Source organism: Lunatibacter salilacus, assembly GCF_009797935.1.
Taxonomy (GTDB): Bacteria; Bacteroidota; Bacteroidia; order Cytophagales; family Cyclobacteriaceae; genus Lunatibacter; species Lunatibacter salilacus.
The window spans coordinates 17,318-42,258 of the sequence record NZ_VOLC01000029.1 but is presented as its reverse complement, the minus strand read 5'-3'; the positions used below and the strand labels follow the sequence as shown (position 1 = coordinate 42,258).

18 protein-coding genes are annotated in these 24,941 nt (G+C 43.2%); 7 read left to right on the top strand and 11 right to left on the bottom strand.

The window, feature by feature from the left end:
* Window positions 1-25 precede the first annotated feature (25 nt).
* The 3 genes from FQ608_RS25755 (at window position 26) to FQ608_RS25745 (ending at window position 3,860) form a co-directional block, all read left to right on the top strand.
* Window positions 26-985 (top strand): aldo/keto reductase, encoded by a 960-nt coding sequence (locus tag FQ608_RS25755; RefSeq protein ID WP_158861386.1) that lies wholly within the window; start codon window positions 26-28, stop codon window positions 983-985.
* A gap of 85 nt (window positions 986-1,070) precedes the next feature.
* Entirely contained in the window at window positions 1,071-2,492 is a 1,422-nt protein-coding gene (locus tag FQ608_RS25750; protein WP_158861384.1) for a Glu/Leu/Phe/Val family dehydrogenase, read from the top strand.
* A gap of 12 nt (window positions 2,493-2,504) precedes the next feature.
* Window positions 2,505-3,860, top strand: a complete 1,356-nt coding sequence (locus FQ608_RS25745) for a D-arabinono-1,4-lactone oxidase (protein WP_158861382.1) — start codon at window positions 2,505-2,507, stop codon at window positions 3,858-3,860.
* A gap of 260 nt (window positions 3,861-4,120) precedes the next feature.
* On the opposite strand, the gene FQ608_RS25740 is transcribed toward FQ608_RS25745, so the two are convergent.
* The 5 genes from FQ608_RS25740 to FQ608_RS25720 all read right to left on the bottom strand — a co-directional run bounded on the left by FQ608_RS25740 (window position 4,121) and on the right by FQ608_RS25720 (window position 9,150).
* Window positions 4,121-4,774 (bottom strand): bifunctional 4-hydroxy-2-oxoglutarate aldolase/2-dehydro-3-deoxy-phosphogluconate aldolase, encoded by a 654-nt coding sequence (locus FQ608_RS25740; RefSeq protein ID WP_234364405.1) that lies wholly within the window; start codon window positions 4,772-4,774, stop codon window positions 4,121-4,123.
* A 90-nt stretch (window positions 4,775-4,864) separates the two neighbouring features.
* On the bottom strand, window positions 4,865-5,317 hold the full coding sequence (locus FQ608_RS25735; RefSeq protein WP_158861378.1) for a YhcH/YjgK/YiaL family protein: 453 nt from the start codon (window positions 5,315-5,317) through the stop codon (window positions 4,865-4,867).
* A gap of 44 nt (window positions 5,318-5,361) precedes the next feature.
* The gene (locus FQ608_RS25730; protein ID WP_158861376.1) at window positions 5,362-6,387 is read right to left on the bottom strand and encodes a sugar kinase; all 1,026 of its coding nucleotides are present in this window, start codon (window positions 6,385-6,387) and stop codon (window positions 5,362-5,364) included.
* Window positions 6,388-6,694: 307 nt separating this feature from the next.
* Entirely contained in the window at window positions 6,695-8,263 is a 1,569-nt protein-coding gene (locus tag FQ608_RS25725) for a M81 family metallopeptidase (protein WP_158861374.1), read from the bottom strand.
* A gap of 209 nt (window positions 8,264-8,472) precedes the next feature.
* Window positions 8,473-9,150 carry a porin family protein gene (locus FQ608_RS25720; protein WP_158861372.1) on the bottom strand — a complete coding sequence of 226 codons (678 nt, stop codon included), beginning with the start codon at window positions 9,148-9,150 and terminating at the stop codon, window positions 8,473-8,475.
* A gap of 420 nt (window positions 9,151-9,570) precedes the next feature.
* Between FQ608_RS25720 and FQ608_RS25715 the strand changes: the two genes are divergently transcribed.
* Window positions 9,571-10,767: a glycoside hydrolase family 18 protein gene (locus tag FQ608_RS25715; protein WP_234364404.1), complete on the top strand. Its 1,197-nt coding sequence runs from the start codon at window positions 9,571-9,573 to the stop codon at window positions 10,765-10,767.
* 41 nt (window positions 10,768-10,808) lie between these two features.
* Here FQ608_RS25715 and FQ608_RS25710 read toward each other — a convergent pair whose 3' ends face one another.
* Window positions 10,809-11,927 (bottom strand): AI-2E family transporter, encoded by a 1,119-nt coding sequence (locus FQ608_RS25710; protein ID WP_158861371.1) that lies wholly within the window; start codon window positions 11,925-11,927, stop codon window positions 10,809-10,811.
* A gap of 262 nt (window positions 11,928-12,189) precedes the next feature.
* A complete protein-coding gene (locus tag FQ608_RS25705) occupies window positions 12,190-13,233 on the bottom strand; it encodes an endonuclease/exonuclease/phosphatase family protein (RefSeq protein ID WP_158861370.1) in 1,044 nt (347 codons plus the stop codon).
* A 209-nt stretch (window positions 13,234-13,442) separates the two neighbouring features.
* Between FQ608_RS25705 and FQ608_RS25700 the strand changes: the two genes are divergently transcribed.
* Window positions 13,443-15,530 carry a S9 family peptidase gene (locus FQ608_RS25700; RefSeq protein WP_158861369.1) on the top strand — a complete coding sequence of 696 codons (2,088 nt, stop codon included), beginning with the start codon at window positions 13,443-13,445 and terminating at the stop codon, window positions 15,528-15,530.
* A 182-nt stretch (window positions 15,531-15,712) separates the two neighbouring features.
* Here the strand turns inward: FQ608_RS25700 and FQ608_RS25695 are convergent, their stop codons facing one another.
* From FQ608_RS25695 to FQ608_RS25680, 4 genes are all read right to left on the bottom strand, one after another.
* Complete coding sequence (locus FQ608_RS25695) at window positions 15,713-16,387, bottom strand: HPP family protein (protein ID WP_158861368.1); 675 nt, start codon at window positions 16,385-16,387, stop codon at window positions 15,713-15,715.
* A gap of 153 nt (window positions 16,388-16,540) precedes the next feature.
* Window positions 16,541-17,770, bottom strand: coding sequence for an alkaline phosphatase family protein (locus FQ608_RS25690; RefSeq protein ID WP_158861367.1), 1,230 nt, complete (start codon window positions 17,768-17,770; stop codon window positions 16,541-16,543).
* Between the two features lie 28 nt (window positions 17,771-17,798).
* Window positions 17,799-19,589: a RagB/SusD family nutrient uptake outer membrane protein gene (locus FQ608_RS25685; RefSeq protein ID WP_158861365.1), complete on the bottom strand. Its 1,791-nt coding sequence runs from the start codon at window positions 19,587-19,589 to the stop codon at window positions 17,799-17,801.
* A gap of 103 nt (window positions 19,590-19,692) precedes the next feature.
* Entirely contained in the window at window positions 19,693-22,926 is a 3,234-nt protein-coding gene (locus FQ608_RS25680; RefSeq protein ID WP_158861363.1) for a SusC/RagA family TonB-linked outer membrane protein, read from the bottom strand.
* Window positions 22,927-23,123: 197 nt separating this feature from the next.
* Here FQ608_RS25680 and FQ608_RS25675 point away from each other — a divergent pair, with 197 nt between their 5' ends.
* Window positions 23,124-23,732 (top strand): TetR family transcriptional regulator, encoded by a 609-nt coding sequence (locus FQ608_RS25675; RefSeq protein ID WP_158861362.1) that lies wholly within the window; start codon window positions 23,124-23,126, stop codon window positions 23,730-23,732.
* On the top strand, window positions 23,732-24,889 hold the full coding sequence (gene solA / locus FQ608_RS25670) for an N-methyl-L-tryptophan oxidase (RefSeq protein WP_158861361.1): 1,158 nt from the start codon (window positions 23,732-23,734) through the stop codon (window positions 24,887-24,889). The genes FQ608_RS25675 and solA overlap by 1 nt, the downstream gene beginning before the upstream one ends.
* Window positions 24,890-24,941 lie beyond the last annotated feature (52 nt).

Genomic DNA, 24,941 nt, shown 5'->3' with positions numbered 1-24,941 from the left:
AACTAACTACCAACTAATAAATTCTATGAAATACATCACGTTTGCAAATGGTGACAAAATGCCTATGTTAGGTCTAGGGACTTGGAAATCAGCTCCAGGCGAGGTGTTTCAGGCAGTTCTATGGGCACTGGAGGCTGGGTACAGACACATTGATTGTGCGGCCATTTACCAAAACGAAAAGGAGGTCGGAGAGGCTCTTGCGAAAGCATTTTCAGATGGGCTGGTTAAAAGGGAGGACGTTTTTATTACTTCAAAGCTATGGAACAATGTTCATGAAGAACATATGGTAGAAGTGGGCTTGGATCAGACATTAGCAGATCTAAAGTTGGATTACGTGGATCTTTACCTGATACATTGGCCTGTTTCCCTAAAAAGTGAGGTTATGTTTCCAAAGGAAGGCGACGATTACCTTACGTATGAACAGGTTCCACTTACAAGTACTTGGAGCGGGATGGAAAAGCTTAAAAAATCAGGTAAAGCCCGACATATTGGCGTCTCAAATTTTAATATAGCCAAGCTCAATATGATCTTGCAATCGGCTGAATTGGCACCTGAAATGAATCAAATTGAATTGCATCCTTATTTGCCACAATACCGACTTTTGGATTTCTGTAAAAATAAAGGCATTGCCGTCACTGCTTATTCTCCACTGGGCTCTGGAGATAGGCCAAAGGGACGAAGAAGCGACGATGATCCCGTCTTGTTGGAAGAAAAGTCCATCCATGAAATTGCCAAAAAGCATTCCGTTTCTCCAGCCCAAGTGTTGATTTCATGGGCAATTCACAGAAATACCGCAGTCATCCCCAAATCGGTATCAAACGAACGAATCAAACAAAACCTCGCCTCTAAGGATATAATACTCGATTCCTCAGATATGGAAAAAATAAAAACCATCAACCATAAATTTCGATATATTGATGGAAGTTTCTTTACGGATATTCCGGGAAGTCCCTACAAACAGTCTGATCTCTGGGAAGAGGCTTAGGGATATTTTCATTTTACAGTTCATGGCCTGGAAATTATATTTCCAATGACCAACGTTTAAAATAATTACAAAAGCAAAAAATATCATGGGTGAAGTAAAAGAAGAATATAGCTTATTTAAGGATGTTAGTAAAGTCGTTGATTTGGCAGCTGTATATCTGGATATACATCCGGGATTATTAAGTCAAATCAAAGAATGCAACAGCATCTACAAATTCCATTTTCCACTGCGCAATGACGACGGTACCTACGAAGTGCTCAAAGGTTACCGAGTACAGCATTCACACCATAAATTGCCTGTAAAGGGCGGTATTCGGTACAGTAGTTTTGTTGACGAGGAAGAAGTTAAGGGATTGGCCGCTTTGATGACCTATAAATGTGCGCTGGTTAATATCCCCTATGGAGGAGCAAAGGGTGGAGTAAGTATTGACCCCAATAAATACAACGCTACCCAACTTGAACGTATCACGCGGAGATATACTTCCGAGTTGATCAAGAAAAACTTCATCGGCCCGGCGATCGATGTTCCTGCTCCTGACTACGGAACTGGAGCAAGGGAGATGTCTTGGATTGTGGATACATATGAAGCTTTTAATCCGAATGCAATCAACGCAAAAGGCTGCGTTACTGGAAAGCCGCTTTCCCAGCACGGAATTGATGGACGTACCGAGGCCACTGGTATGGGTGTGTATATAGGAATCCGTGAAGCAGTTAGTGTAAAAGAGGATATGGATGTTCTGGGTTTAACTACGGGACTTGGTGGAAAGAAAGTGATTGTGCAGGGATTGGGAAATGTAGGTTATTACGCGGCCAAATATTTGCAGGAAGCAGGCGCAACAATTATAGGTGTAGCAGAGTATAATGGTGGCATATTTGACGAAGGCGGGATAGATATAGAAGCATTGAAATCATTTCAGGTAAAGAACAAAGGGTTTAAAGGATATCCCAAAGGGAATTTTGTGGAGGAGTCTGCTGAGATGCTCACCTATCCATGCGACATCTTGGTTCCCGCAGCTCTGGAGAATGTAATCACAGAAAAAAACGCAAGTCAAATACAGGCTAAAATTATTGGAGAAGCTGCAAATGGTCCTGTCACCCAAGAGGCTGCCCAAATATTAATTGAAAAAAATGTCTTGGTTATTCCTGATATGTATCTAAATGCAGGTGGTGTTACGGTCTCTTATTTTGAATGGCTAAAAAACCTTTCCCGGGTTTCTTTTGGTAAGTTGGAGAAGCGGTATGATATGAAAAAATATGAGGCTTTGTTGGAAAGCATCGAAAATGCGACAGGGGATACTTTTACTGATGAACAAAAAGACTTAATTGTTCGCGGAGCCAGTGAAAGAGATCTTGTAAACTCAGGATTGGAAGAGACGATGGTGACAGCGTATCATCATATGAATAGTGTCAGAAAATCTAAGGGGATAAAAACTTTGCGGATAGCAGCATTTACAGTAGCATTGGAGCGTATTGCTGTTAGTTATTTGGATCTGGGTATTTTCCCTTGATTTTCAATATACATGAAAAAGCGGCAGTTTATTAAAACTTCTACCCTGATCTTAGCGGGCAATTACGTAATGCCTATGATGTCTTGTAAAAGTACTCCCAAACAGCCTGCCCGGTTAAACTGGGCAGGCAACCTTACCTACCACGCAAGCGATCTAGACCAGCCGGAAACTGTAGAGGATCTCCAAATCCTTGTGCGCAGCCATAATAAGGTGAAGGCCTTGGGTACCCGCCATTCATTTAATACCATTGCCGACACCCAATATAGACACCTGTCCCTGGATAGGCTGGCCAATCAAATTGAGATAGACCGTGTTAACCAGACCGTAACCGTAAGTGGCGGGGTACAATATGGCGTATTAGCTGCCAAGCTCCATGAATCAGGGTTTGCGTTGCATAACTTGGCATCTCTGCCCCACATTTCCGTTGCGGGTGCCTGCGCCACGGGTACCCATGGATCCGGCGATTCCAATGGCAACCTTCCTTCTATTGTAGTCGGTATCGAAATGTATACGGCAGAAGGTGAAAGAATACGGTCTACTAAAAATCAGGATGTGGGGAGGTTTAGTGGGATGATTGTAAATCTGGGGGCGATGGGAATTGTTACAAAGCTTACCCTATCCATTCGGCCAACATTCGATATGGTCCAGTTTGTTTACGAGGACCTGCCATTAGCTTCCTTGCAGGATCATTTTGAGGAGATATTTTCCAGCGCATACAGTGTCAGTCTATTTACGGACTGGCAAAAAGAAAGAATCAATCAGATTTGGCAAAAAGTCAGAATTCAGGGAATGCAAATACCGCGTGTTGCTTCGGATTACTTTGGTGCCACCCTTGCCAGCGACCATTTACACCCTATACGGGAGATTTCTGCGGAAAATTGCACGGAGCAAATGGGTCTTCCTGGACCATGGCATGAACGGCTTCCCCATTTCAAAATGGATTTTACTCCAAGTAGCGGGAAAGAACTCCAATCTGAGTTTTTTGTTCCCAGAACTCATGCTGTTGAAGCAATAAATGCAATGTATAGAATGGGTGATGAAATCTTTCCCCATTTGTTAATATCCGAAATAAGATCCATAGCTGCGGATAGACTTTGGCTAAGCCCGGCGTATGGAAGGGATAGCATTGCCATCCATTTTACATGGAAGCAGGATTGGCCAAATGTCCAAAGACTACTTCCCAAAATTGAAAATGAACTGAAACCTTTTCAAGTGCGTCCACATTGGGCGAAGCTCTTTACGCTACCTGCGGAGTATCTAAAAGATCAATACGTGCGTTTGGATGAATTTAAAAGTATTGTAAGGGAATTTGATCCCAAGGGGAAATTTCAAAATTCTTTTTTGGAAGAATATCTACCTATGGTGTAGATTAGTGCTCACCATGAAAAATATTATATGTCATAAGTGTCAAGGTGATTTCTTTGGGTTTTTCTCCGCCAGAAAAATTTACCGAAGAAATTTTAATGTAGAGGAATCCGTAGAGCAATTTTTCCTGTCGTTATGCGTAAAGACAGAAAACATAGACATTTGAATTGTCGGAAACAGGTTTTCAATAAAGATGAAAATAAAAAAGGCCCTGAAAAATCAGAGCCTTCGTGTTTTTGAATAAAACAACCCCCTTAAAGCTACTACCGAACTTCCTTAATAGTCTGTATGGCCTGTTTTGTAAGTTCCTGAATTTTGTCATAGTCTTTAGCTTCCAAAAGCTGTTTGCTGACAAGTTTACTTCCCATACCCACCGCACAAACGCCAGCTTTAAACCAGCCTTCTAAATTTTCTCTATCTAGGGAAACACCACCAGTTGGCATAAACAGCAGGTCAGGAAACAATGCTTTGATGGATGACAGGAAGCCGGGTCCCAGCATGTCTCCGGGGAATAATTTGATAAGCTTGGCTCCCAAATTTTCGGCGGCTATAATTTCAGAAGGCGTCATGCAACCGGGTACCCATAGCATGTTGTGTTTATCCACCGCTTCCGCGACTTCCGGAATTGTGCCTGGACAAATGATATAGTCCGCACCTGCGGCAATATAGGTTTCCGCCATGACAGCGTTTTTTATTGTCCCTATGCCCAAGTAAAGATCTTTCATCTCCTTGTCACGGAGGTCACGCATCTTCTTGAAGTTTTCCAACGCTGCCGCACCTCGATTGGTGTACTCCACCATACGAATTCCTGCACCGTAAAGAGCTTTTAAAACATTCAAGCTTACTTCCGGGTCTTTGTCAAAATATAGCGGTAATATTCCCTGTTCGGGTAGGCGTTTCAATAATTCTTCTTTCATGTTCATTCGTTAGGGGTAAAAACCCCACTTTACCGAAAATATCCTGACAAAGTGGAGTTTATTTAACATTTCTTGGCAGTCAAAGTGTACTTAGATTTTAACTTTGAGAACCAGCTTTTTTATCGTTCCTTCCCCAATCATTGGGGCATGTACGTCTTCTGGAAAAAGGATCGCAAACTGACCGTCATGCAACTGAAAATACATATCCGGTGCATCACTGTAGTAGGCCACGTCTTTTTCAGGATTATAATCACCCTTCGGGTTGGCGCAACTTTCCCTAGGTTTCCAACCAATGGTTTCCGATCCCTGTATGCAAAGTTGGATATCTATGTGTTTATTGTGGCATTCAAACTTTGCAAGGGATTCTTCGGCGGTTTTGGCCGGACTGTCGAATGCAATGGCTTTCAGTTCGTCGCCAGACACTTCGTACTTTCCGGGTTCAATCTCCGCCAAGTTAAGAGACCTGATATAGGCAAAAGCTTTTCCAAACAGCGGATGTACGGAAAAATACTTGTCTGCATTGGATAATGAATCTATAATCATGCGCTAAATGGGTTTGTTTTGATAACGAAGTTTTTTATCGTAGCCTACCGCTGAACACGACCGCTGGCATCACCTTCCATTAGCACCTTTACCTCACTGAGTGTGGCATGGTTCATGTCCCCGGGGATAGTGTGCTTCAATGCGGAAGCTGCCACTGCAAATTCCGTTGCTTCTTTCATCGGCATGCCTGATACTAGGGCATATATTAATCCGCTGGCAAAAGAGTCTCCACCACCTACTCGATCCACAATTCGGACATCATATTTTTTGGAATGATGGAATTCATTGCCGTCATAGACAAGGGCACTCCAGCCATTATCCGAGGCACTATAGCTTTCCCGCAAGGTGGAGGCAATATACTTGAAGTTGAACTTCTCTTTCATTTGTCTGAATACGTCTTTGTACCCGTCAAGATTCAATTCTCCTTTGGTCACATCTGTTTCCTTACTGTGGAAGCCAAGGGTAGTCTCGGCATCTTCCTCATTACCGATACATACATCCACGTATTGGCAAAGTCTAGTCATTACTTCGCGGGCCTTTTCCTTGCTCCATAATTTTTTACGATAATTCAAGTCAATGGAGGTAGTCACTCCTTTCGCCTTGGCTGCTTTTAAGGCTGCTTCGGTCAAGGCGGCGGCTTTATCACTTAGCGCCGGGGTGATGCCGGTGGTATGAAACCAAACGGCTCCATCAAATATTTTGTCAAAATCAAATTCAGACACGTCTACATCAGAGATAGATGCATCAGCCCGGTCATATACCACTTGAGAGGCACGCATGGAAGCACCTGTTTCCAAAAAATAAATCCCCAACCTTTTTCCCCCACGGACGATAAACTGTGTATCCACACCATATCGTCGGACATGGTTGATGGCAGATTGACCGATTGGGTTATCAGGTACTTTAGTTACAAAGACACCCTGAAGACCATAATTACAAAGGGCCGCGGCCACGTTGGCCTCACCGCCACCGTAAGTGACATCAAAGGTTTCAGCCTGAACAAATCTTTTGAAATCAGGAGTAGACAGACGAAGCATGATTTCACCAAGTGTTACGACTTTTTTTGACATGATTAGTTTTGTGTTTAATTAATAGATAGTTTATGTTTTGTTAATTGTATTTGAGTGCATTTACCCAATTCTCTTAAATCTTACTAAAAAGAGGTGCGCTTAATCCGTATAAATGTTAGTGGTAATGGGGAAAAAGTATAGTCCAACTCATTCCCAGAGCTGCTTTTATAGACAAGTCTACTGTTTTATTTCGGTAAAAGCAAATCCCAGTGCCTTGCATCAGATAGATGGTTTGAAATCAGTCATATATGAATTAGAGTGCTTTACCCCTTATTTACACCGATTTTATGAAACCGCACAAAAGTGCTTATTCATGCGATAGCGGTACAAACTGGGCGCTTAGGTCCGGATCCAACATGCCTCTGTCCAATGGAAACATGGGGCGGTTGATGCGCTTATGTCCAAGCCTTTCCAGGTCTTGATCTACTCCGCCGGGAGTCAGGGCCATAATCCAATCGGCGCGCATATCGTACAATTCCGGGACGAGATACCCGATCTTCACCATCACAATATCACTTTCCCTGGGTGATAAGCCCAATCGTGTAAAATCGTTTTCCCGGTGGTATGGTTTCCGCTTTTTGGTTACGATTACAGAAACACTTCCTATTTTAACCACAACCTCGGTTTCCGCGTTTCTATCCCCATGCTCTATAGCTGTTACGGTTCCTGAAAGCTTCACCGGCGGGGCAAAACGGTCATCGACTGCCGCTCCTGCCCATCCTTCGACCTGATTTCCTATACCTGACGCCACTGCTTTTTCTACAAATTCAGGACCGGGGATAGAGGCATAAATCAACGAAGGCCCGTCTTCATTTTTGAATTCAGGGCGGGCAAGCACCTCATGCAGGGTCCATGTCACATCTCCCGCACCGCCTGCAGTAGGGTTGTCACCCATATCGCTGATCATAAAAGGTTTTTTATCGCTCGCAATGGCCATATCGAGGCTCTCCTTGAGGGTAGCAACCGGTGCAATAAAGTCAAATTCATTTCTTACATCCCAAAAACTCTGGGCGAGGTATTCCGCAGCACTTCCTACCTTTTCACGGTCATCTCCAGTAACCATGACATAAGCCTGATTTCGGGGTTCATCGGCCCAAGCATATCCAATCCAAATCCCCGCATCTACAATTCCTTCTTCCTTGGTTACCGGATCTACCTTTGCATACAGGCTTTTTCCGGGCTCTACCCGTGTGCTCGTTTTTTCACCCGGAAGGAGGATTGGAACTGGAATCCAGGCCTTGTATGCTGGCTTGCCTTTGCCACTCTCCAGTCGTTCCAATAAGTTGTCCACTGTGCGTTTTTTGGACTCCATGGCGTCTTCGTGCGGTGCAAGGCGGTAGCAGGTGATCAAATCCGTGTTCTCCGCCAATCTCCAGGAAACACTTCCATGAAGATCCATGGAGGTAGAGATTATGGTTTCATCACCGATGACCTCTCGGATTCTGATGATAAAGTCTCCTTCTGGGTCGTCCATTCCCACCACACTCATTGCCCCATGAATGTCAAAAAACAATCCATCGTATGGCAGATTTTCCGCCAACATTTCTAAAGTTTTGGTGACTAAAGATTCATATGCTTCTCTGGTGACGATTCCGCCGGGAATGGCATGACCTCTTAGTGTTGGAAACCAGTTTGCACGCTTCCTATTTGCGGAATCTGTAGAAAAAAAAGGATACATGTTGAATATATCCTCGCCAGTTCTTGCCAGAAAAGCGTCTTCCTCCGTTTGGGCTGGGGAGAAGGTGCTAGACTCTATAGCTAGTCCCGCAATGGCAATCCGGGGAAGGGAATCACTGTCGCGGTTTTCATTGTCTTTAGATTGATTACATCCATAAAAAAGTATAGTGAGGGTTAGAAATAACGCCAGTTTTTTCATGTTGGTTGGTTTTTACTTGGTGGCTGCTAGTCGAAACTGTAATATTCAACCCAAATGTAACTACTTTTTGCCCAACAGTGGTATTAGAAATCAATTTTTGAAACGGAATTTTCTCGCTTCAACCCACAAATCCTTTTTTTTAAGTAAGGTGTAAAAATAAAGCCTGCTTTCCCATGGGAAAGCAGGCTCATCATCCGGAGACTACGATACTAAAAGCCGAAACCAATGTAAATTTGACCCACCGAGTTTTTAGAATTCTCGGTTAGGTTACCAGCTAGGCTACTGTTTCCAATCTCTCTAAGACCGTAATTGTACCTTGCGCCAATTGTAACCTGCTGAACATCAAACCCAACGCCGACAACAACTCCGTAATCTACTTTGTTGAAGTCGTCGGTATCAAGTTCTCGAACTGTCGTACCGCTTAATTCCGACGGTTTCCAATCTCTCACATTCGCTGACAGAAGATAGGAAACGTAAGGTCCTGCGTGAACATTTAACGGGCCAATGTTGACAGCGAGTGCAACAGGAACTTGAATATAATTCAAGTTGAAACGTACCTCTCCTGGTTCAATGCCAAAGAGATTTTCCAAATTAGATCCCCCATATGTTACTTTAGATCCGACATTGGTGTAAAGCACTTCTGGTTGTAATGCCAGAAAACTGTTAATGGGAACTTTCGTGAAAACACCGAAATTAAATCCAATTTTCATGTTTTCATCCTCAACGTTGGGTTGATCTACGTAGAGCTGTGATGCGTTTAAGCCCCCTTTGATCCCAAATCTAGGGCCGGGATTATTGCTTTGTGCCATAGACTGTCCGGCTCCCAGAACAATGAAGCCAAGTGCGCAAAGCAAAGTGAATAATTGAGAATTATTGATTTTTTTCATGATTGGTTAATTAAAATATAGATAGAACAGTTTTAATATTAAAACGTAAAAAGAGTCGAAAAAGTTAAATTTTAATCAGAAAAATTTAATTTATTTTGTTTATTTATGATATGAAGCAAGTTTATATTTTAAATATTTAAAGATAACTGTTTAACTTACTATAACCTGCAACTAATAGATTTAATCGGTCTAGAAGCGACTAACTCAAAAATGAATTTCTTTGAGTTTGATATGGAATGACATTGATCGGGATTTCGTACAAATGATTCTTCTCCACTGGCGATAAATTAACGAAGGTGATCTCTACCGTAGCGCTGTTTCGGACCTGCCATTCTTTCAACTACCGGACAGAAAATTCCATAAAGTTTTATTATATTTAATTTTCAAATTTAGTTGTAACTCTATTTTGGTGCGCCTCTCATGAAATCTATCCTTTCTGCTATTTCCGGATTATGCTTGGTATCTTTTCTTTTGTCCTGCGGACCAAAGGGAAGTTTATCAAAAGAAAATGACCTTCAGGTTATGGCGTATTACTATGTTGGGTGGAAAAATTATGACTTGGAGAAACTTCCTCTTGAAAAGTTGACTCATATCATTTATTCCTTTACTGAGGTGATCGATGATGAAATGAAATTCAAAAATGACTCTTCGGGCATTGTTTTAAGAAGTTTGGTGGAGAAGCGGAAGGAACATCCGGATCTCAAAGTTATGATTGCCTGTGGGGGTTGGGGTGGATCTGGCGGGTTTTCGGATATGGCCAAAGCACCGGAAACTAGAAAGAAATTTGTAGAAAGTGTGGTTAGATTCATCAACGAGTACGAATTGGACGGTTTGGACATAGATTGGGAATATCCTGGCCTTAAAGGAATTGGGAATCCCTATTTGCCGGAAGATAAAGAGAATTTCACTACCCTGATGAAAGAATTGCGCCAAGGACTTGACCGGATTGGTGAGGATCAACTGCTGACATTTGCAGCGGCAGGATGGGAACGGTTTTTTCATCATATTGAATTGCCAAAAGTGATGAAGGTTGTAGATTACATAAACATCATGTCCTACGACCTGGCTGGCGGCGGAAATCCGTATACTGCGCATCATACCAACTTGGGTTGGGTCACCATGGAAGACATAGCAGAAACTCCTGCTTACGAAATGAAAATCCGTGATTTGGGTGATTCAGCAGAAGTGTACTCCGCCGAAAAGATTATTGCCTATTGCATGGAGAATGGAGCACGACCAGAGCAGATTGTTATAGGGGCTGCTTTTTACGGCAAGGGATGGGTGGGTGTGCCGCCTATGAACAATGGGCTTTATCAGAAAGCTGCTGGCGCGTGGACAGGAAGTGGATCTTATGCGGCAATTAGGGAAAACTTCGAGAATAAAGGAGGATTCATAAGACATTGGGATCCAGTTGCCAAAGCGCCCTTCCTATATCATCCGGCAGATAGTATATTTATTTCGTACGAAGATACAGTTTCCATCAAACTAAAAACCAGGTATGCTGCGGACACAGGATTGGGAGGAATCATGTTCTGGCAATTGGGAAGCGATGCCCCTGATGATGGTTTGGTAGATGCTATATATGAGGCAAAGATGAAAATGTCAAATCTTGAATAACTTGCCTACTCTTTCCGCGTAAATTAAATTTACAATTTTAGTTAGTTTTCTAAACCTTCTTCGTTTTCACCTGACTTATGCTTGGAAAACCACTTTGAGAACGTTTCCTTATGTAAATGGTCTTTGGTAGGTTCTCCGATAAGAAAACTGTAAGGTTCTGTGTTTTTGTTTAAACCGAGGAGGATCTTTAACACAGCCATAATTGGAATTGCAAGGATAAGGCCCGCAAGACCAAACAACATGCCGCCCAACAACAGGGAAATAATGGCAAACAATGGGTTTAAATTTACCTTTCCACCCACAATATTTGGGGTAATAAAATTACCCTCTAGAAACTGTACTACTTGAAACCAGATAACTATTCCTAAGGCATACCAATAGCTATCCATGGTCGCCAAGGCAAACAAGGCGGGAATAACAGAGCCAATAGCAATTCCTATATATGGGATTAAAATCATTACCGCAGCAAAAATCCCGAAGAACCACGCATAATCGATACCCATTACCAACAGCCCTGCGGTGTTAAGTATTGCTACTATGCCCATGACTGTAAGCATTCCTAGCAAGTAGCTTTGGATCACGGCATATATTTCCTTTATGATGTTTCTAGTCTTTTCCGCCGGATCATCGCTATTAAGCCTGATAAAGAAATCCTGGAAAAAATCCCTGTAATAGAGCATAAAGAATATATAGATAGGAATTAGTACCGCATTAGCTAAAGTGCCGCCAGCAGAGCTGAATGCGGCAAGAGCATATGACCCTGCGTTGGAAAGCGTACTTTGTCCCTGTTCCCTGATTCTATTGGTGAATTCTCCTCGCTCTATTCCGAAGGTGGACTCAATCCATTTAGTGATGGAATCATATACCGTCAGGAAGTTTTTTGCGATGTCATCACCATCCTTGCCAATAATGATGACTTGATTAACAAGTAATGATACCGCTCCAGAGACGATGATGATAAGCACTAAAAGCGAAACAACCGATGCCGCAGCTCGGGGAAGCTTCCAACGTTCCAAAAGATTGCATAGAGGAAACATCATGATAGAAAAAATTATCGCAAAAAGCAGTGGAACTATAATAGACTGCATGACATAGACAATTGCGATTACCGAAAAGATAATTATTAGCGTCGCTGCGGTAGTTACACTTTTAGGAGTCATAGTAGAAATAAAGGGTATTAAATATTTGGTTAACAATAAAGGATTGACTGAACGGCTAAATTTAACCAAAACCAATGTGTTATGGCTTTCGCATTAAAAATAGACTTACCCTCGTTTCTTTTGAAAACCCAAAATCAAATATCATTCCACATATATTAAAGTTAAAAATATTTTCGCCAATAACTGACCCGAACTGAATAAGCTCTTTTCAAATAAAGGAATTTTTGGGATTTTTTTCAAGAAAGTGAAATCCCGGTTTTTATTAAGTCCCCTTCTCAATAGTTTCCTGAACTTCTTCCTCAGCTTCTTCATCAACCTTTTCTATAAACTCACTCTGGTCAACTTCTGGCTCAAAGGTCAGTTCAATATAAATAGGGAAATGGTCTGACCCTATATGTTCCAGCCTTTCCATTCTTGTCAAACCAAATTCCTCGGAGTAGAATATATGATCCAACGGGTATCGGAAGAAGGGCAAACTGGTATTGTACGTATTGAACATGCCAACGCCTTCCCTAGGATCAATCAGCTGTGCGTAGCGCTGAAATAATTCAGAAGTATGAGACCAGGCCACATCATTTAAATCACCGGCCACGATAGACGGTATAGAACTCTCTTGGACCTCCTTGCCAACCAGCAGAATCTCTGTATCCCGCTCATAGGTATCAGAGCCTGGCTTTGGAGGTCTTGGGTGGAGGCCATACAACATTACCTCATCACCTGTCCTTAGAGTGATTTTTGTGGCAATAGAAGGAACTTCCTCTTCGACCAAGTACCTGACTTTTTTTTCCGACAATGGAAATTTGGAAAAAAACATCATTCCATAGGTATTGGGGAGTGGCTCTTTGATTTGAAATTCGTATTCTTTGTCTAATACCGAAAGGGCTTCAGCCCATATTGAATCCGGTTCTGTGATCAATATCATGTCTGGATCCCATTTTTTTACCAAATCCACAAACTTTTCTGTTTCCTCATTTTCCATCCGCACATTGAAAACTAGAATTGAGAGCCGATTCTCCTCTGTTATATTCTGGGATACCTTTGCTTGCCGGGGATAGAGGGGCGTGTAAAAAATGATCTTTGAAAGCTGAAAAACTAAGGCAACTGCCAAAAGGCTGATAAGTGCGATCTTATATATTTTTCTAGGGTGTATATACCGAAAACAAAGTATAAGCGCAAGAAGGCAAAATACGGCAATAGACATGCGTGGGAAATCGAAGATCCTAATCCACCATTTAGCCGATTTGATCAAGGGAAGACCAGTGGCTATAAGGGATATGGCACTAAGAATATAAACAAAGAATTTCATTTTTTCAAATTAGGGGCGATTCGTTATATGGGTTCATTGTAGGAATTCTTTTCTTGGAGAACAAAAAAATAGCCAGTTTATCAATTGAGGCGAATAAACCTCGAAATAACTTTAGATTGGTGAAATAAATTTTTGCTCGAAATTAATGAATGCTTGCGCCGAACCTAGACTGAATCTGTTAACTTTGACAAGCTTCAACATTCCCGTATATGGTTCGTTTTGCACTTTCATGCATCATTCTATTCTCTTGGTTTCCAGTTAAGAGCCAGAATTATTCGCTTGAACAACTTTTGTCGTATCCTTTTCCTTCTGAGTTAACGGCATCTCAGGTTAAAAACCGACTTGCTTTCGCAGTTAATTTAAAAGGGCAAAGAAATGTTTTTGTAGCCCAACCTTCGGAATTCACTCCAAGACAAATAACATCTTATAGCGAAGATGATGGGCAGGAAATAACCAGTTTGCAGTTTAGCCCAGACGGGGAATGGTTGGTTTATGTAAGAGGCGGTGAACATGGGAGTAACTGGGATGGCAATACAGGGGTTAATCCAAATCATATAGCATCCATACCAAAAGTAGAAATCTGGAGGACAACCTATGACGGAAAGGAATCCAGAAAACTGGCAGAGGGTGACTATCCTGCCATTTCTCCGGATGGATTACAGATAGTGTTTATTAGAAATGGAAATATATGGAAGGTGTCACCGGAAGAAGCAAAACCGGATCTAATGGTGGAAGTAAGAGGGACTGTAGGAGACTTAAGTTGGTCGCCAGATGGCAAAAAATTACTCTTCGTGACGCAACGGGGTACTCACTCCCTGATCACTTACTTTGATCTTGCCACTGAAAACCTAACTTATTTGGCTCCATCATTCAGTAGGGATATGATGCCTAGGTGGTCATTGGATGGCCGAAGGGTCGCATTTGTCAGAAGGCCAGGCGGCAGTGGGGAGGCCAAGACCTTATTAGGCCAACACCCCACTCCATGGGAAATATGGGTAGCCGACATTGAATCCGGTGAAGGTGTACAGTGGTGGCAATCCACACGTACAATGAGAGGGTCTTACCCCACCACCCACGGGGATGCCAATCTGAACTGGACAGCAAATGGTGGTTTGGTGTTTTTATCCTATGCCGATGGATGGCCCCATTTATATCAGCTTACTGAAAACCATCAAACCCAAGTTACCAAAGGTAATTATATGGTGGAGCATATTAGGGTCGACGGTTCTGGATCTACGCTGCTTTTCGCTGCTAATCATGGGGATGAGTCTGAAGATATTGACCGCAGACATTTAGGTATGGTTGATCTCGAGACTGGTAAACTCGATTGGCTTACTTCTGGATCTGGAATAGAAACGTTTCCTGTCCTCCTTTCTGAAGGAAAACAAGTTGCATTTCTAGGGTCAAATGCCCGGCAACCGTTGCTTCCAACCGTTTTAGAGTTAACAAGTGGAAATATAAAGGCATTTGGGAAGAGCTTACTTCCGACTGAGTTTCCTTTAAATGAACTGGTAACTCCGCAACAAATGACCTTTGAGGCAGAGGACGGTGTAATGGTTCATGCGCAGCTATTTGAAAAAAAGAACGGCGTGAAAGACAAACCGGCGATCGTTTTTGTCCATGGAGGCCCACAACGCCAAATGCTACTTGGCTGGCATTATGGGGATTACTATGCCAATACGTACGCAATTAATCAGTACTTGGCAGCAAAGGGATTTGCGGTATTGTCTGTCAATTTTAGATTGGGAATAGGGTACGGCTATGAGTTCCACAAGCCGGCAAATACCTATTGGCAGGGAGCAGCTGAATACAGAGATATCAAGGCGGCAGGAGAATATCTTAAATCCTTACCTCAAGTGGATCCACAACGGATTGGTATTTTTGGAGGATCATATGGTGGCTATTTGACTGCCTTAGCTTTGGCTCGGGATTCGGAACTTTTCAAAGTTGGGGTGGATATACATGGTGTACATGAGCTATCTAGCAGGTTGGAGATGCCTGAAGGATTTGAAAAGGCTCCCGATTTTGATTTGGCACTAAAAACCGCGTGGAAAAGTTCCCCCTTGGCAGATCTCGAGACATGGACTTCTCCCGTACTCTTTATCCACGGGGACAATGACAGGAACGTACAGGTAGTTCAGACTGTGGATATAGTTAGGAGATTTCAGGATTTAAATAAATCCTTTGAATTTCTGATGATCCCGGACGATACCCATCATTGGATGAAGTTTGGCAATCAGGTAAAAGTCGGAATGGCAACGGTTGATTTTTTGGAAAAGCATTTAAAGGATAAATAAAAAGCATTAAGTCCATTAAGGAATCAACATTCTGGAGGTCCCTACAGCGGTTATTTGATTTAGCAGGCATTGGATTAATTCCGTTTTGTTCATTGGTGAGGGGAGTCTCCATGAGTACACAGACGATCAAAAAGACAAGATATCCCGTGCTGTGTAAAATGGCACCTGATTAGGATATGCGCTCAGAATTGCCTGGGGGAATTCTCCGTTGCCGGATCTGGATACTTGGTTTTAGGTTTTGATTTTTTCATTCTTTTAAGTTGCTTCTTTGCGGGAGCCACCGCCCATTTAATCGTTCTTGAAAATCTACCATCTGTAGGATATTTCCGTTCAGGGGTAATATTGTTAAAAATGACGGCTATAAGTAGCAAAACAAGAACTCCACTAAGTACGGGAGATAAAACATAAAAATATCCCAATGATTTTATCTTTTCTGTTCCCACTACTGCGATCAAAGCGGTTGCGCCGCCCGGAGGGTGTAAAGTTCTCGTGTACTGCATGGCCAATATGGAAAGTGAAACAGCCAATGGAGCGGTTATCCATATGATTTCCGGCATTATTTTATACACACTCACCCCGATGATCGCACTGATAATATGTCCTCCAAGCAAATTTCTAGGCTGGGCTAGCGGACTTTGAATTGCTCCATAAATAAGCACCGCAGTTGCTCCAAAAGAACCTATTAAAAAAATATTTTCCAGTGGAGTTAAATACAAACTCTGGATATAGGCAATTATTCCAATTCCCACAAACGAACCTAAAAAGGACCATGTTTGCTCCTTGAAATCAACTAAGGTCTCTTTATAAACGATATATTTACTTATTCGGTAACTCCGCTTTATTTTACTTTTGATCATGAACCCTTGCGTTGACCTACAAAGGTAGGTGAAGGGTTTTAGTTAGACAAATATTTTCCATTTACCTTGGACATTGCGGCACCCGGTCGAAAAGTTCGACCCACTTTGGGGTCGAGGTGGGGAGGGATATCAGCGTCTTTCTCTTATTAACGCTTATTCTGCCTTTACCCAGACATTTATGTATCCATTTGGTAATTCCAGTACTACTTTTAGGTTTTGGTATTCATGACCAAGATCCAAGCTAGCCTGTTCATCACTCAAATTGACTTCTCCTACCAATCGATACTGGTCTGTCCTTCCAAATCGAAACTGGTTGCCCGCAGTCACCCATACTTTGGCTTTGTCTTGCGGAGAATAGGCATTCCAGCGTAGCTCAAGCTTATTTTCTGTTAGTGTGCCAGCTAGATTTGCGGCATATGGTTTTCCAATCAGCGAGATGCCGTCGAGTTCCATGGCATGGTTTTTTGGGAGGGGAATATCCATATAGGTGCAAATGGTGGGAAAAATATCCACTATACCGGGAATCTCTGTTGAATGGGCATTAAGCCTTTCACTAGAAACTATCCAAGTAGCCCGTTCCTGATCCGATTGTCCGCCATGGTCGTACCCTCGGTTTCTGCGGCCGTGATCGGTGGTGATAATGACCAGCCAAGATTCCCGAAAGGTTTCCTCCCTATATTTTATAGCTTCCCAAATCAGACCAACCTGTCGGTCAGCCTCCTGTATAGCCAGATCCATCTGTTCACTTTCCCCATACCTATGTCCCATGTCATCGGTATATTGCAAGTAAACCCAACTCAAATCGGGACCTTTCAGCTTAACCTCATTGGCGGCATATCCCGAAACCTGCCTGTCAATTTGCCGGATATAATCGCTTACCTCATCGTGGGGAAAACTCAGTGTATCTATTTCCAGCCCATCAAAGTGATAGTCCAGGTTAAAAAAACCAGTTTCTTCCAAGTTTTCTCCCACAAGCTTGGTCCGGTTGTCCAACCAAGTAGAATAGACTGCAGTGGTCTTATGGGGATAGGCGGATTTAAAATGGCGGAAAATGCTCCAATAGTTATAGTTGGGCTGCTCGATGCTATTGCCCCGAACATTATGTTTATTATACCAAACCCCCGTTAAAAGGCTGTTGTATCCCACTGCTGAGATGGTTGGAGTTTCGGAATATCCGCCTTTCAGGCCGCCTACATAGGCATGGACATAGGCTCCCCTCTGGCTGATCTGATCAATGTTCGGTGTATTATTTTTTTCAAGTAGCTCCCGCTGTATGCCATCGAGGATGATAAAAAGGGTCTTTTTTTCCTGTCCGATGGCTAAGCCACCGGATAGGAAAAAGATAAAAGATGCAAGAATGGTGGTTTTTAATGTTTTATTCATGGATAGTTTTATTGTTGTTTCAGCAAGCCTACTCCCAACCGAAGATTTGCTGCAAATTATTGTTTAAAGTTACCTGCTGAATCGGAATGGGTCTGTAGTAATATTTGGGATCTATAAACTGCCGGGGAGTTGTCTCCGTGACTAAGGTACCTCCGTTTTCTCCATTCCGGAGGTATACGGTAACGTTGTCATTGACAGTTCCAGCCCGGTAGTAAACAAGGAGCGTTCCGAGCTCATTTCGCTCTTTTTCCGGATCCGTTGGTATATTGCTTTCCTTATCTATAAGAATGATGTCTTCGTGACCGTCACCTGTCAAGTCATATTTACCCAATCCGGGGAAATACATGCCTTCGGGAATTCTTTCCAACAGTTTTCCCGATGCCCATCGCATCAGATCGTCATGACGATACCCTTCCATCGCAAATTCCACCCGTCGCTCACGGCGGATTTCAAGTAAAACACCTGCATTTGGCCCACTTACCTGAGGATACTTTTCCATCAGGAACGGATCAGGGGCAGCATTGGCTTGGTTTAAGTCTAGGTGAGGCATACCTGCCCGGGTGCGTAAAAGGTTTACGCTGATATCCAAATCGGCCTGACTAAGCTCATTTAGCTCTGCTTTTGCCTCGGCGTAGGTCAACAATGCCTCGGCATACCTATAAACCGGCACGTCAAGACTGCCGATAGCAATGTTATCGATCGTGTTGTTGTATCCCTTACGCTGATAGTATCCGGTAAAGTTTCGATTCATAAGCGGCACATACGGAGCAGGATCCGGTACACGCACCCAGCCCGGATAAACGAGGGTTTGGGACATTCGTGGATCTCTATCCTGAAATTCTTCCACAAACTGAAGCGTTTCATAGCTTGGCTGATCGGTAAATCTGCTGCCATCCTGCATCAGATAGGTTTGAACGAGGTCTCTTGAGGGGGACTGCTCATAGGTACCAAAAACAGTAAAGTTGATATTACTGTTTCGGTCTTTATTGATATCATAGGGATTCACTAAAATCATTTCCGGATTGCCAATAAGATTTTGGCTGGAGAATAGGCTGTGGTAATCCGTCTGTGGCTGACCGGTCATATAGATGGAAAATTTACCCGAAGAAATAATTTCCTGCGAAAGCTCTGTAGCTTTGGAAAGGAAGGCACCTGCACTTTGTTGAAGGGAAAGCTCCTCATGATATTTCCTGTAGGTACCTTCGTACAAGGCAGTTCTTGCATAATAATTCTTAACGGCCCATTTTCCGTGGCTACCGGTAGGGACATTCTCCCGCACATGCGTGGAGGCAAATTCCAGATCCTCCATTACTTTTTCCATTACAAAGGCTCTTGGATCACGCGGTTTAAAGAGTTCCTCATCTGTAGGGGAGAGAAGTTGATCATACCAGGGTACATCCGAGTACCGCTTTACCATGTCCACATAAAACTGTGCTCTGTAGAATCGGGCCAAACCTTCGAAATGGTTTATGGCTTCGGGTGAGGCATTGGTGTTTGTCAGGTTGTTCAGGAAATAATTGATGTTTCTAAGCCTACGCCAATGCCAGCCTCCAGTAATAGTCTGCGAACTAGGCGAGCCTGTCATGATATTTTTAATCTCAATTGCTCCAGTAGTTGCCATATTGTCACTGCTTTGGTCAGCCTGGTATTGGCCCATACCTGGTAGGGAATCTAGCCCGTATATGTACAAGGCCAAGTCTTCCTCTGTCTTGAAGAATTCTTCCGGTGCAATGGAGGTTTGTGGAAACCTGTCCATAAAATCGTCATTACAGGCAGCCAATATAAGAACGCTTACGATATATAAGAATGTATTTTTCATCTGTTTATAATTGTTTTTTAATGGTCAGATGGAATCTCGCATGGTTGATAGTCATCCCAGTGTTTGACGGTTGCGTCATGCTCGATTTCATGATGTCAGCAGGTTAAAGATCAATATTGATTCCTCCAGAATACCTTCTTTGGAAAGGATAGGACCAGCCATATCCGTTATTCACACTTTCCGGATCCACAAAACTCTTAATGGCGGAAAATTCATACAGGTTTTCTCCGGAAACAAATACCCGAATTCGGGAGGCTTTTATCTTTCGGGCAATTTCCAAAGGAAGGGTATACCCGATGGATAGGTTTTTCACCCGCACATATGCAGCGTTTAGCAGGTACTGGGTTTGGGGAATATCAAGACCGGCGCCGTAGTTATTGTCGGCAAGCCATGACTGCAATACCGGATAGGCAGAATTGGTATTGGCATCCGCCAATCCTGCGTCAATATAGGACTGGGAATGTCTAGCCCGTAGGTCATCGCTGTCACCCTGCCCTCTGTAAAAATCCAAATTCCAAGGATATATATTAGCATATGGCTGTTGGTAAGGCCCCCAGAAGAGGTAGTGTTGCGGGTAATAATCCTGCCTTCCCACCCCTTGTAAGAAAAGAGAAAAGTCGAAGCCATTCCAAGACAGGTCTAAATTTCCTCCCAACTGATACCTGGGACGACTGTTCCCAATTATGCTTAAATCCTTCGGATCGTCTTCGCGAAAGCCCTGCTCGATTTTGGCGTCACCGTTTAAATCAACATATCTTGGCCATCCTGGAACAATGTCCAATGCGCCCCAAGGAATAATGGCTGATTGATCTAATTGACTGATTTGATCTTCATTTTCGAAATAGCCGTCGTTTGTCAATCCCCAAATTTCACCTACTTCCTGGCCCACCCGGTAGTTTGAAAACAAACCTTGTTCGTTTTCAAACCTAGTTATGAATGACCTGGAGTCTGCCACAAAAAACTTGGACGTAAACTGTATGGGTTGATTTCCGGTGGCAAATTGCGTGCGATAGGAGAGGCTTACTTCCCATCCCTTTGTTCGCAAATCCGCGGCATTCTGTTGCGGCGGAGAAGTGCCTAAGACTCCGGGTAGCTCCACGGGATTAGTCAGCATATCTTTGGTGTCTCGTATAAAATAATCGAAGGAACCAAAAAACTTATCCTCCCAAAGACCCATGTCTAATCCAAAGTTGGTAGTGACCACTCTCTCCCACGTGTAGAAATTGGGATCTACGGCCAATGGGGGAGCGGAAGTGATAACTACTTGACGGTCCCCATTGAATAAATTACTGGACAAACCAGTAGGAAGGGCTTGGATGTAACCAAAGTTGGCCACATTTTGATTACCCAAACTTCCATAAGAAGACCTGAGCTTTAACGTGGGTGCTAAGCCTGTCGATGCTCCCGGGAAGAAGGATTCATCGGAAATGATCCAAGCACCTGATATTGAAGGAAAGAATCCCCATCGGTTACTGCTAGGAAATCGGGATGACCCGTCATATCTGCCGTTAAATTCTAATATGTATTTGTTATTGATGGTATAATTGGCGCGGCCAAATACACTTCGGGTGGCGTAGGAGCTGTAACCGGGAGTGATAAACTGATCCCCAGTAGTTAATCCCAAATAGGGGAGAGAGGAGGAAATAAGCACCCTCCTCTCAGCCTCCACCGAGCTATAAACATAACTTTCCTGATTGTATCCGGCCAATAGATTGAAGGTATGTACACCAAAAGTTTTGGTATAATTTCCATAAAGGTCTAAAATAGTATTCTGAAGAGACCCGTTGCGCTCCGCAACCAAACCATCTCCACCTTCGGTACGTATATCGTCTGGTCCAAAACCAATGTCAAACTTAGTCCTTTCCCAGCCATAATTCCACTGCTCGCGCTTGAAACTTGCGTTTCCCGTTACGGTTAGATCGCCGTTTAGAAAGGTGCCAGTTCCACGAATGATGTTGTGAAAACCAAACATGTTCTCCCGGTTGCCTCCCCCGTCTTTGAGTCGTGCAGCCAGTCTGCCTGCTGCTGTGTTTGCCCATGTTCCATCAGGATTCTCAGCAACTTGAATAGGAGTCAAGTAATAAATATCTGTGATATTGGTGACGGGTTCTTCCCGCTCAGTTTGGTAGAGATTCAGGTTGTTGTCGATTTTAAGCCACTTTTGTGGATTGGCGCTCACCCTCGCTCGAAGCGAATAACGGTCCCAAAAATCGGGAACCAGCTTATTCATGCCGTTTTCCCGGGTATAATCGCCCGAGATATAGTAGTTGATTGGAAGGTCGTTGACCGAAGCCGATCCACTAATCGCAAGACTCTGATTAGTGGAGAAACTCGATGAGTTGAGAAAATAGTCATACCAGTTATTGTTTCCCATATAGGCCCACCTATTGGGATCATTGGGGTCTATTCGGACATCTTCTATGGCTGGATTTTCAGAGCGTTCCTTTGCCCACTGGTAATGTGCGTCATTGAAATTAACATAATTCCAAGGTGTATTGCTGGTAGCCTGATCCATGACCCTCGAATAAATATAGGGATCTGTCACAGGAACGGGAAGTACGGTAGGTCGTCCCCAAGTAAAATTGCTGTTATAGCTGATTGTTTGAGTGGCACCACCTGTTTTGGTAGTGATTAAAACTACTCCGAAGGCTGCCCTGGCCCCATAGATCGCAGCCGAAGCGGCATCCCTTAAAACGGAAAAGCTCTCAATATCTGCAGGATTTAGACGCAGTAAATCCTCATACGCTCCAGCTACACCGTCAATTACGATCAATGGGCCACCGCCGTTGATGGATGTAAACCCTCTTATGTTGATGTCTGGAACGGTCCCCGGCCTGCCTCCATTATAGGTGATATTTAGTCCGGGACTAGCTCCCTGTAGGCCTTGCATCACATTGGCAACAGGGCGGTTTATTAACTGTTCACCGCCAATTTGATCCACAGCTCCTGTGAGGTTAATTTTTTTCTGAACGCCATATCCGACTACGACTACCTGTTCCAACAGGGTATCTTCCAGCAGCATGGTGATATTGATGATACTTCTGTCACCTACCACCACGGTTTGAGTCTCAAAGCCGATAAAGGAAAATACCAGTTCGGATTCGCTGGAATTTACCTGAATACTGAAAGCCCCGTCCATATCGGTAATTGCGACATTCGAAGAATTTTTCTGATAAACAGATACACCCGGAAGCGGCAAGTCTTCCGCTTTGTCTTTAACGATGCCAGTTACGGTCTGTTGGCCATAACCCATTGACATTAAAAGAAAGGTCAAGCCCAGACTTATCAGGGACTTGACAACTATCTTTCTTCTAGCATTAAGTAAATGTGTTTTCATAGATAGAATTAATGTGGTGGATAATTGATGGCAAATCTTATTGCGAAGGTAAGACGGTAGTTTTACCAAGAGATGAACGCAATGTTAACAAATATTTATTGAATGTTCATTCAATATTAAGTAAAAGATAATTCAGATAAAAGTAAGTTTTAATTCTTTTATTTGTGAATTCAAGTTTCTTTATATATATAAGTGGTATGAAAAGGAAAATTAGACAAGAACGGGAATCCGAAATCATCGAAGGGTTTTACCAACTGGCTAAAGAGGTGGGGTTGGAAAATGCATCTATTGCAAAAATTGGGAAGTTTTTGAATATCCCACCCAGCCTAATCATGCATTACTTCCCGAATAGGGATTTTTTAATTCAAGCGTTAATCCGTTACATCTTGGAACACTATCAGTTGATTTACGAGCCAATCATCGAGCATCTAAATGTTTCTCACAAATTGGATGTACAGGAGCTGGTAGGGCGGTTGTTTTCAAGGGAATGGAACTTGTTATTTGACGACGGCGTATTTTACAGTTGTTACGCCCTGATTTTTAGGGATAAATCCATAAGAGCAGCCTACAAAAATCTGCATCTTGCACTGCGCAGGACTTTGGAGGACATCCTGAACCAAGACTCAGCATTTGCAGAAATGGACACCAGACAGCTAGCGGAACAAATATACGTGGTGGTGGAGGGAGCTTACTACTACCTCGCCATGATCGATGATGAAGAAGAGTATCAAGAAAAGTTACAGTATTTTAAAAAGCAGGTGTTGGGTTTGCTTCAGGATGAAGTAAATGCTGAATTTAGAAGGTAATGGTAAAGCGGGTAGATGTGGTTGTTATAGGTTTGGGCGGACTGGGTTCATCCGTTTTATGGCATCTTAGTCAGGCTGGGGTTCGGGTTTTGGGAATAGATCAGTTTGATCCTCCCCATGATATGGGTAGCTCTCATGGGGAGACACGCATTACCCGCCTGGCGGTAGGGGAGGGAGAAGCCTTTCTGCCCTTAGTTGCGCGTTCACACCAACTTTGGCGGGAAATTGAGTGTCTAACTGGGGTATCCCTATTTACCCAATGTGGAGCATTGCTTATCGATTCCAAATCGGACAGTTGGACCAAACACGGGGCAGCCAACTTTTTTGACAAAACGGTTTCTTATGCCCAACAATCAGGAATTCCTTTTCAATTAATGGAAAAGGCAGAAGTGTCAATTAAATTCCCTTGTTTCAATTTGGAGAGAACCGACAGGGCCTATTTTGAGCCTGGTGCTGGTTTTTTACGGCCGGAGGTGGCCATAGAAGCCCAACTTGAACTTGCCAGGCTAAACGGTGCCGAGGTCATGACAGGGACTAAGGTTAAGGAAATTTTACCAATTTCCGGAGACAGGGTAAAAATAATTTTTGAATCTGGTTCAGTAGAGGCAGGTCAGGTTGTGGTCGCTGCGGGAGCTTGGGTAAAAGATTTTTTACCCGAACGGTTTAGAACCCCTTTTTCCATCTGCAGACAAGTTCTACATTGGCTACCTATAGAAAGAGGAGCCTACAATTTGGGCAATACCCCAGTCTACATGTGGGGTTTTGGCGGGCATATGGAAGATTTTGTTTATGGTTTCCCTTCTCTGGACGGACGGTGTGTAAAGATGGCCTCGGAGTCCTTTGTTCCCATTGAGCATCCGGACCTTATAGATCGCACTGTCTCCCGAAAGGAGCAGATTGATTTTTTTGAAGAAAAAGTGGGTGATCGGTTTCTGCACTTAAAGAGAAACGGAATTGAATCCAAAGTATGCCTATACACCGTTACTCCGGATGCCAATTTTATTGTGGGGCATCTACCGGGATATAAGAATATTTATATTGCATCAGCCTGCAGTGGGCATGGATTCAAGCATTCTGCGGGGCTGGGGGAAGCTATTGCCGTGGATATTTTGGGATTGGATATAAAGGTTAGTTTGGAGGCGTTTAGGTTTTTTTAGATATTGACACTTAAATATAAAACCATCGCCCTGTCAGATAAAAATATTTTTA

Coding starts and splice junctions, on each gene's coding strand:
- FQ608_RS25755 (WP_158861386.1), top strand. CDS start 26: ATGAAATACATCACGTTTGCAAATGGTGACAAAATGCCTATGTTAGGT.
- FQ608_RS25750 (WP_158861384.1), top strand. CDS start 1,071: ATGGGTGAAGTAAAAGAAGAATATAGCTTATTTAAGGATGTTAGTAAA.
- FQ608_RS25745 (WP_158861382.1), top strand. CDS start 2,505: ATGAAAAAGCGGCAGTTTATTAAAACTTCTACCCTGATCTTAGCGGGC.
- FQ608_RS25740 (WP_234364405.1), bottom strand. CDS start 4,774: ATGAAAGAAGAATTATTGAAACGCCTACCCGAACAGGGAATATTACCG.
- FQ608_RS25735 (WP_158861378.1), bottom strand. CDS start 5,317: ATGATTATAGATTCATTATCCAATGCAGACAAGTATTTTTCCGTACAT.
- FQ608_RS25730 (WP_158861376.1), bottom strand. CDS start 6,387: ATGTCAAAAAAAGTCGTAACACTTGGTGAAATCATGCTTCGTCTGTCT.
- FQ608_RS25725 (WP_158861374.1), bottom strand. CDS start 8,263: ATGAAAAAACTGGCGTTATTTCTAACCCTCACTATACTTTTTTATGGA.
- FQ608_RS25720 (WP_158861372.1), bottom strand. CDS start 9,150: ATGAAAAAAATCAATAATTCTCAATTATTCACTTTGCTTTGCGCACTT.
- FQ608_RS25715 (WP_234364404.1), top strand. CDS start 9,571: ATGAAATCTATCCTTTCTGCTATTTCCGGATTATGCTTGGTATCTTTT.
- FQ608_RS25710 (WP_158861371.1), bottom strand. CDS start 11,927: ATGACTCCTAAAAGTGTAACTACCGCAGCGACGCTAATAATTATCTTT.
- FQ608_RS25705 (WP_158861370.1), bottom strand. CDS start 13,233: ATGAAATTCTTTGTTTATATTCTTAGTGCCATATCCCTTATAGCCACT.
- FQ608_RS25700 (WP_158861369.1), top strand. CDS start 13,443: ATGGTTCGTTTTGCACTTTCATGCATCATTCTATTCTCTTGGTTTCCA.
- FQ608_RS25695 (WP_158861368.1), bottom strand. CDS start 16,387: ATGATCAAAAGTAAAATAAAGCGGAGTTACCGAATAAGTAAATATATC.
- FQ608_RS25690 (WP_158861367.1), bottom strand. CDS start 17,770: ATGAATAAAACATTAAAAACCACCATTCTTGCATCTTTTATCTTTTTC.
- FQ608_RS25685 (WP_158861365.1), bottom strand. CDS start 19,589: ATGAAAAATACATTCTTATATATCGTAAGCGTTCTTATATTGGCTGCC.
- FQ608_RS25680 (WP_158861363.1), bottom strand. CDS start 22,926: ATGAAAACACATTTACTTAATGCTAGAAGAAAGATAGTTGTCAAGTCC.
- FQ608_RS25675 (WP_158861362.1), top strand. CDS start 23,124: ATGAAAAGGAAAATTAGACAAGAACGGGAATCCGAAATCATCGAAGGG.
- solA (WP_158861361.1), top strand. CDS start 23,732: ATGGTAAAGCGGGTAGATGTGGTTGTTATAGGTTTGGGCGGACTGGGT.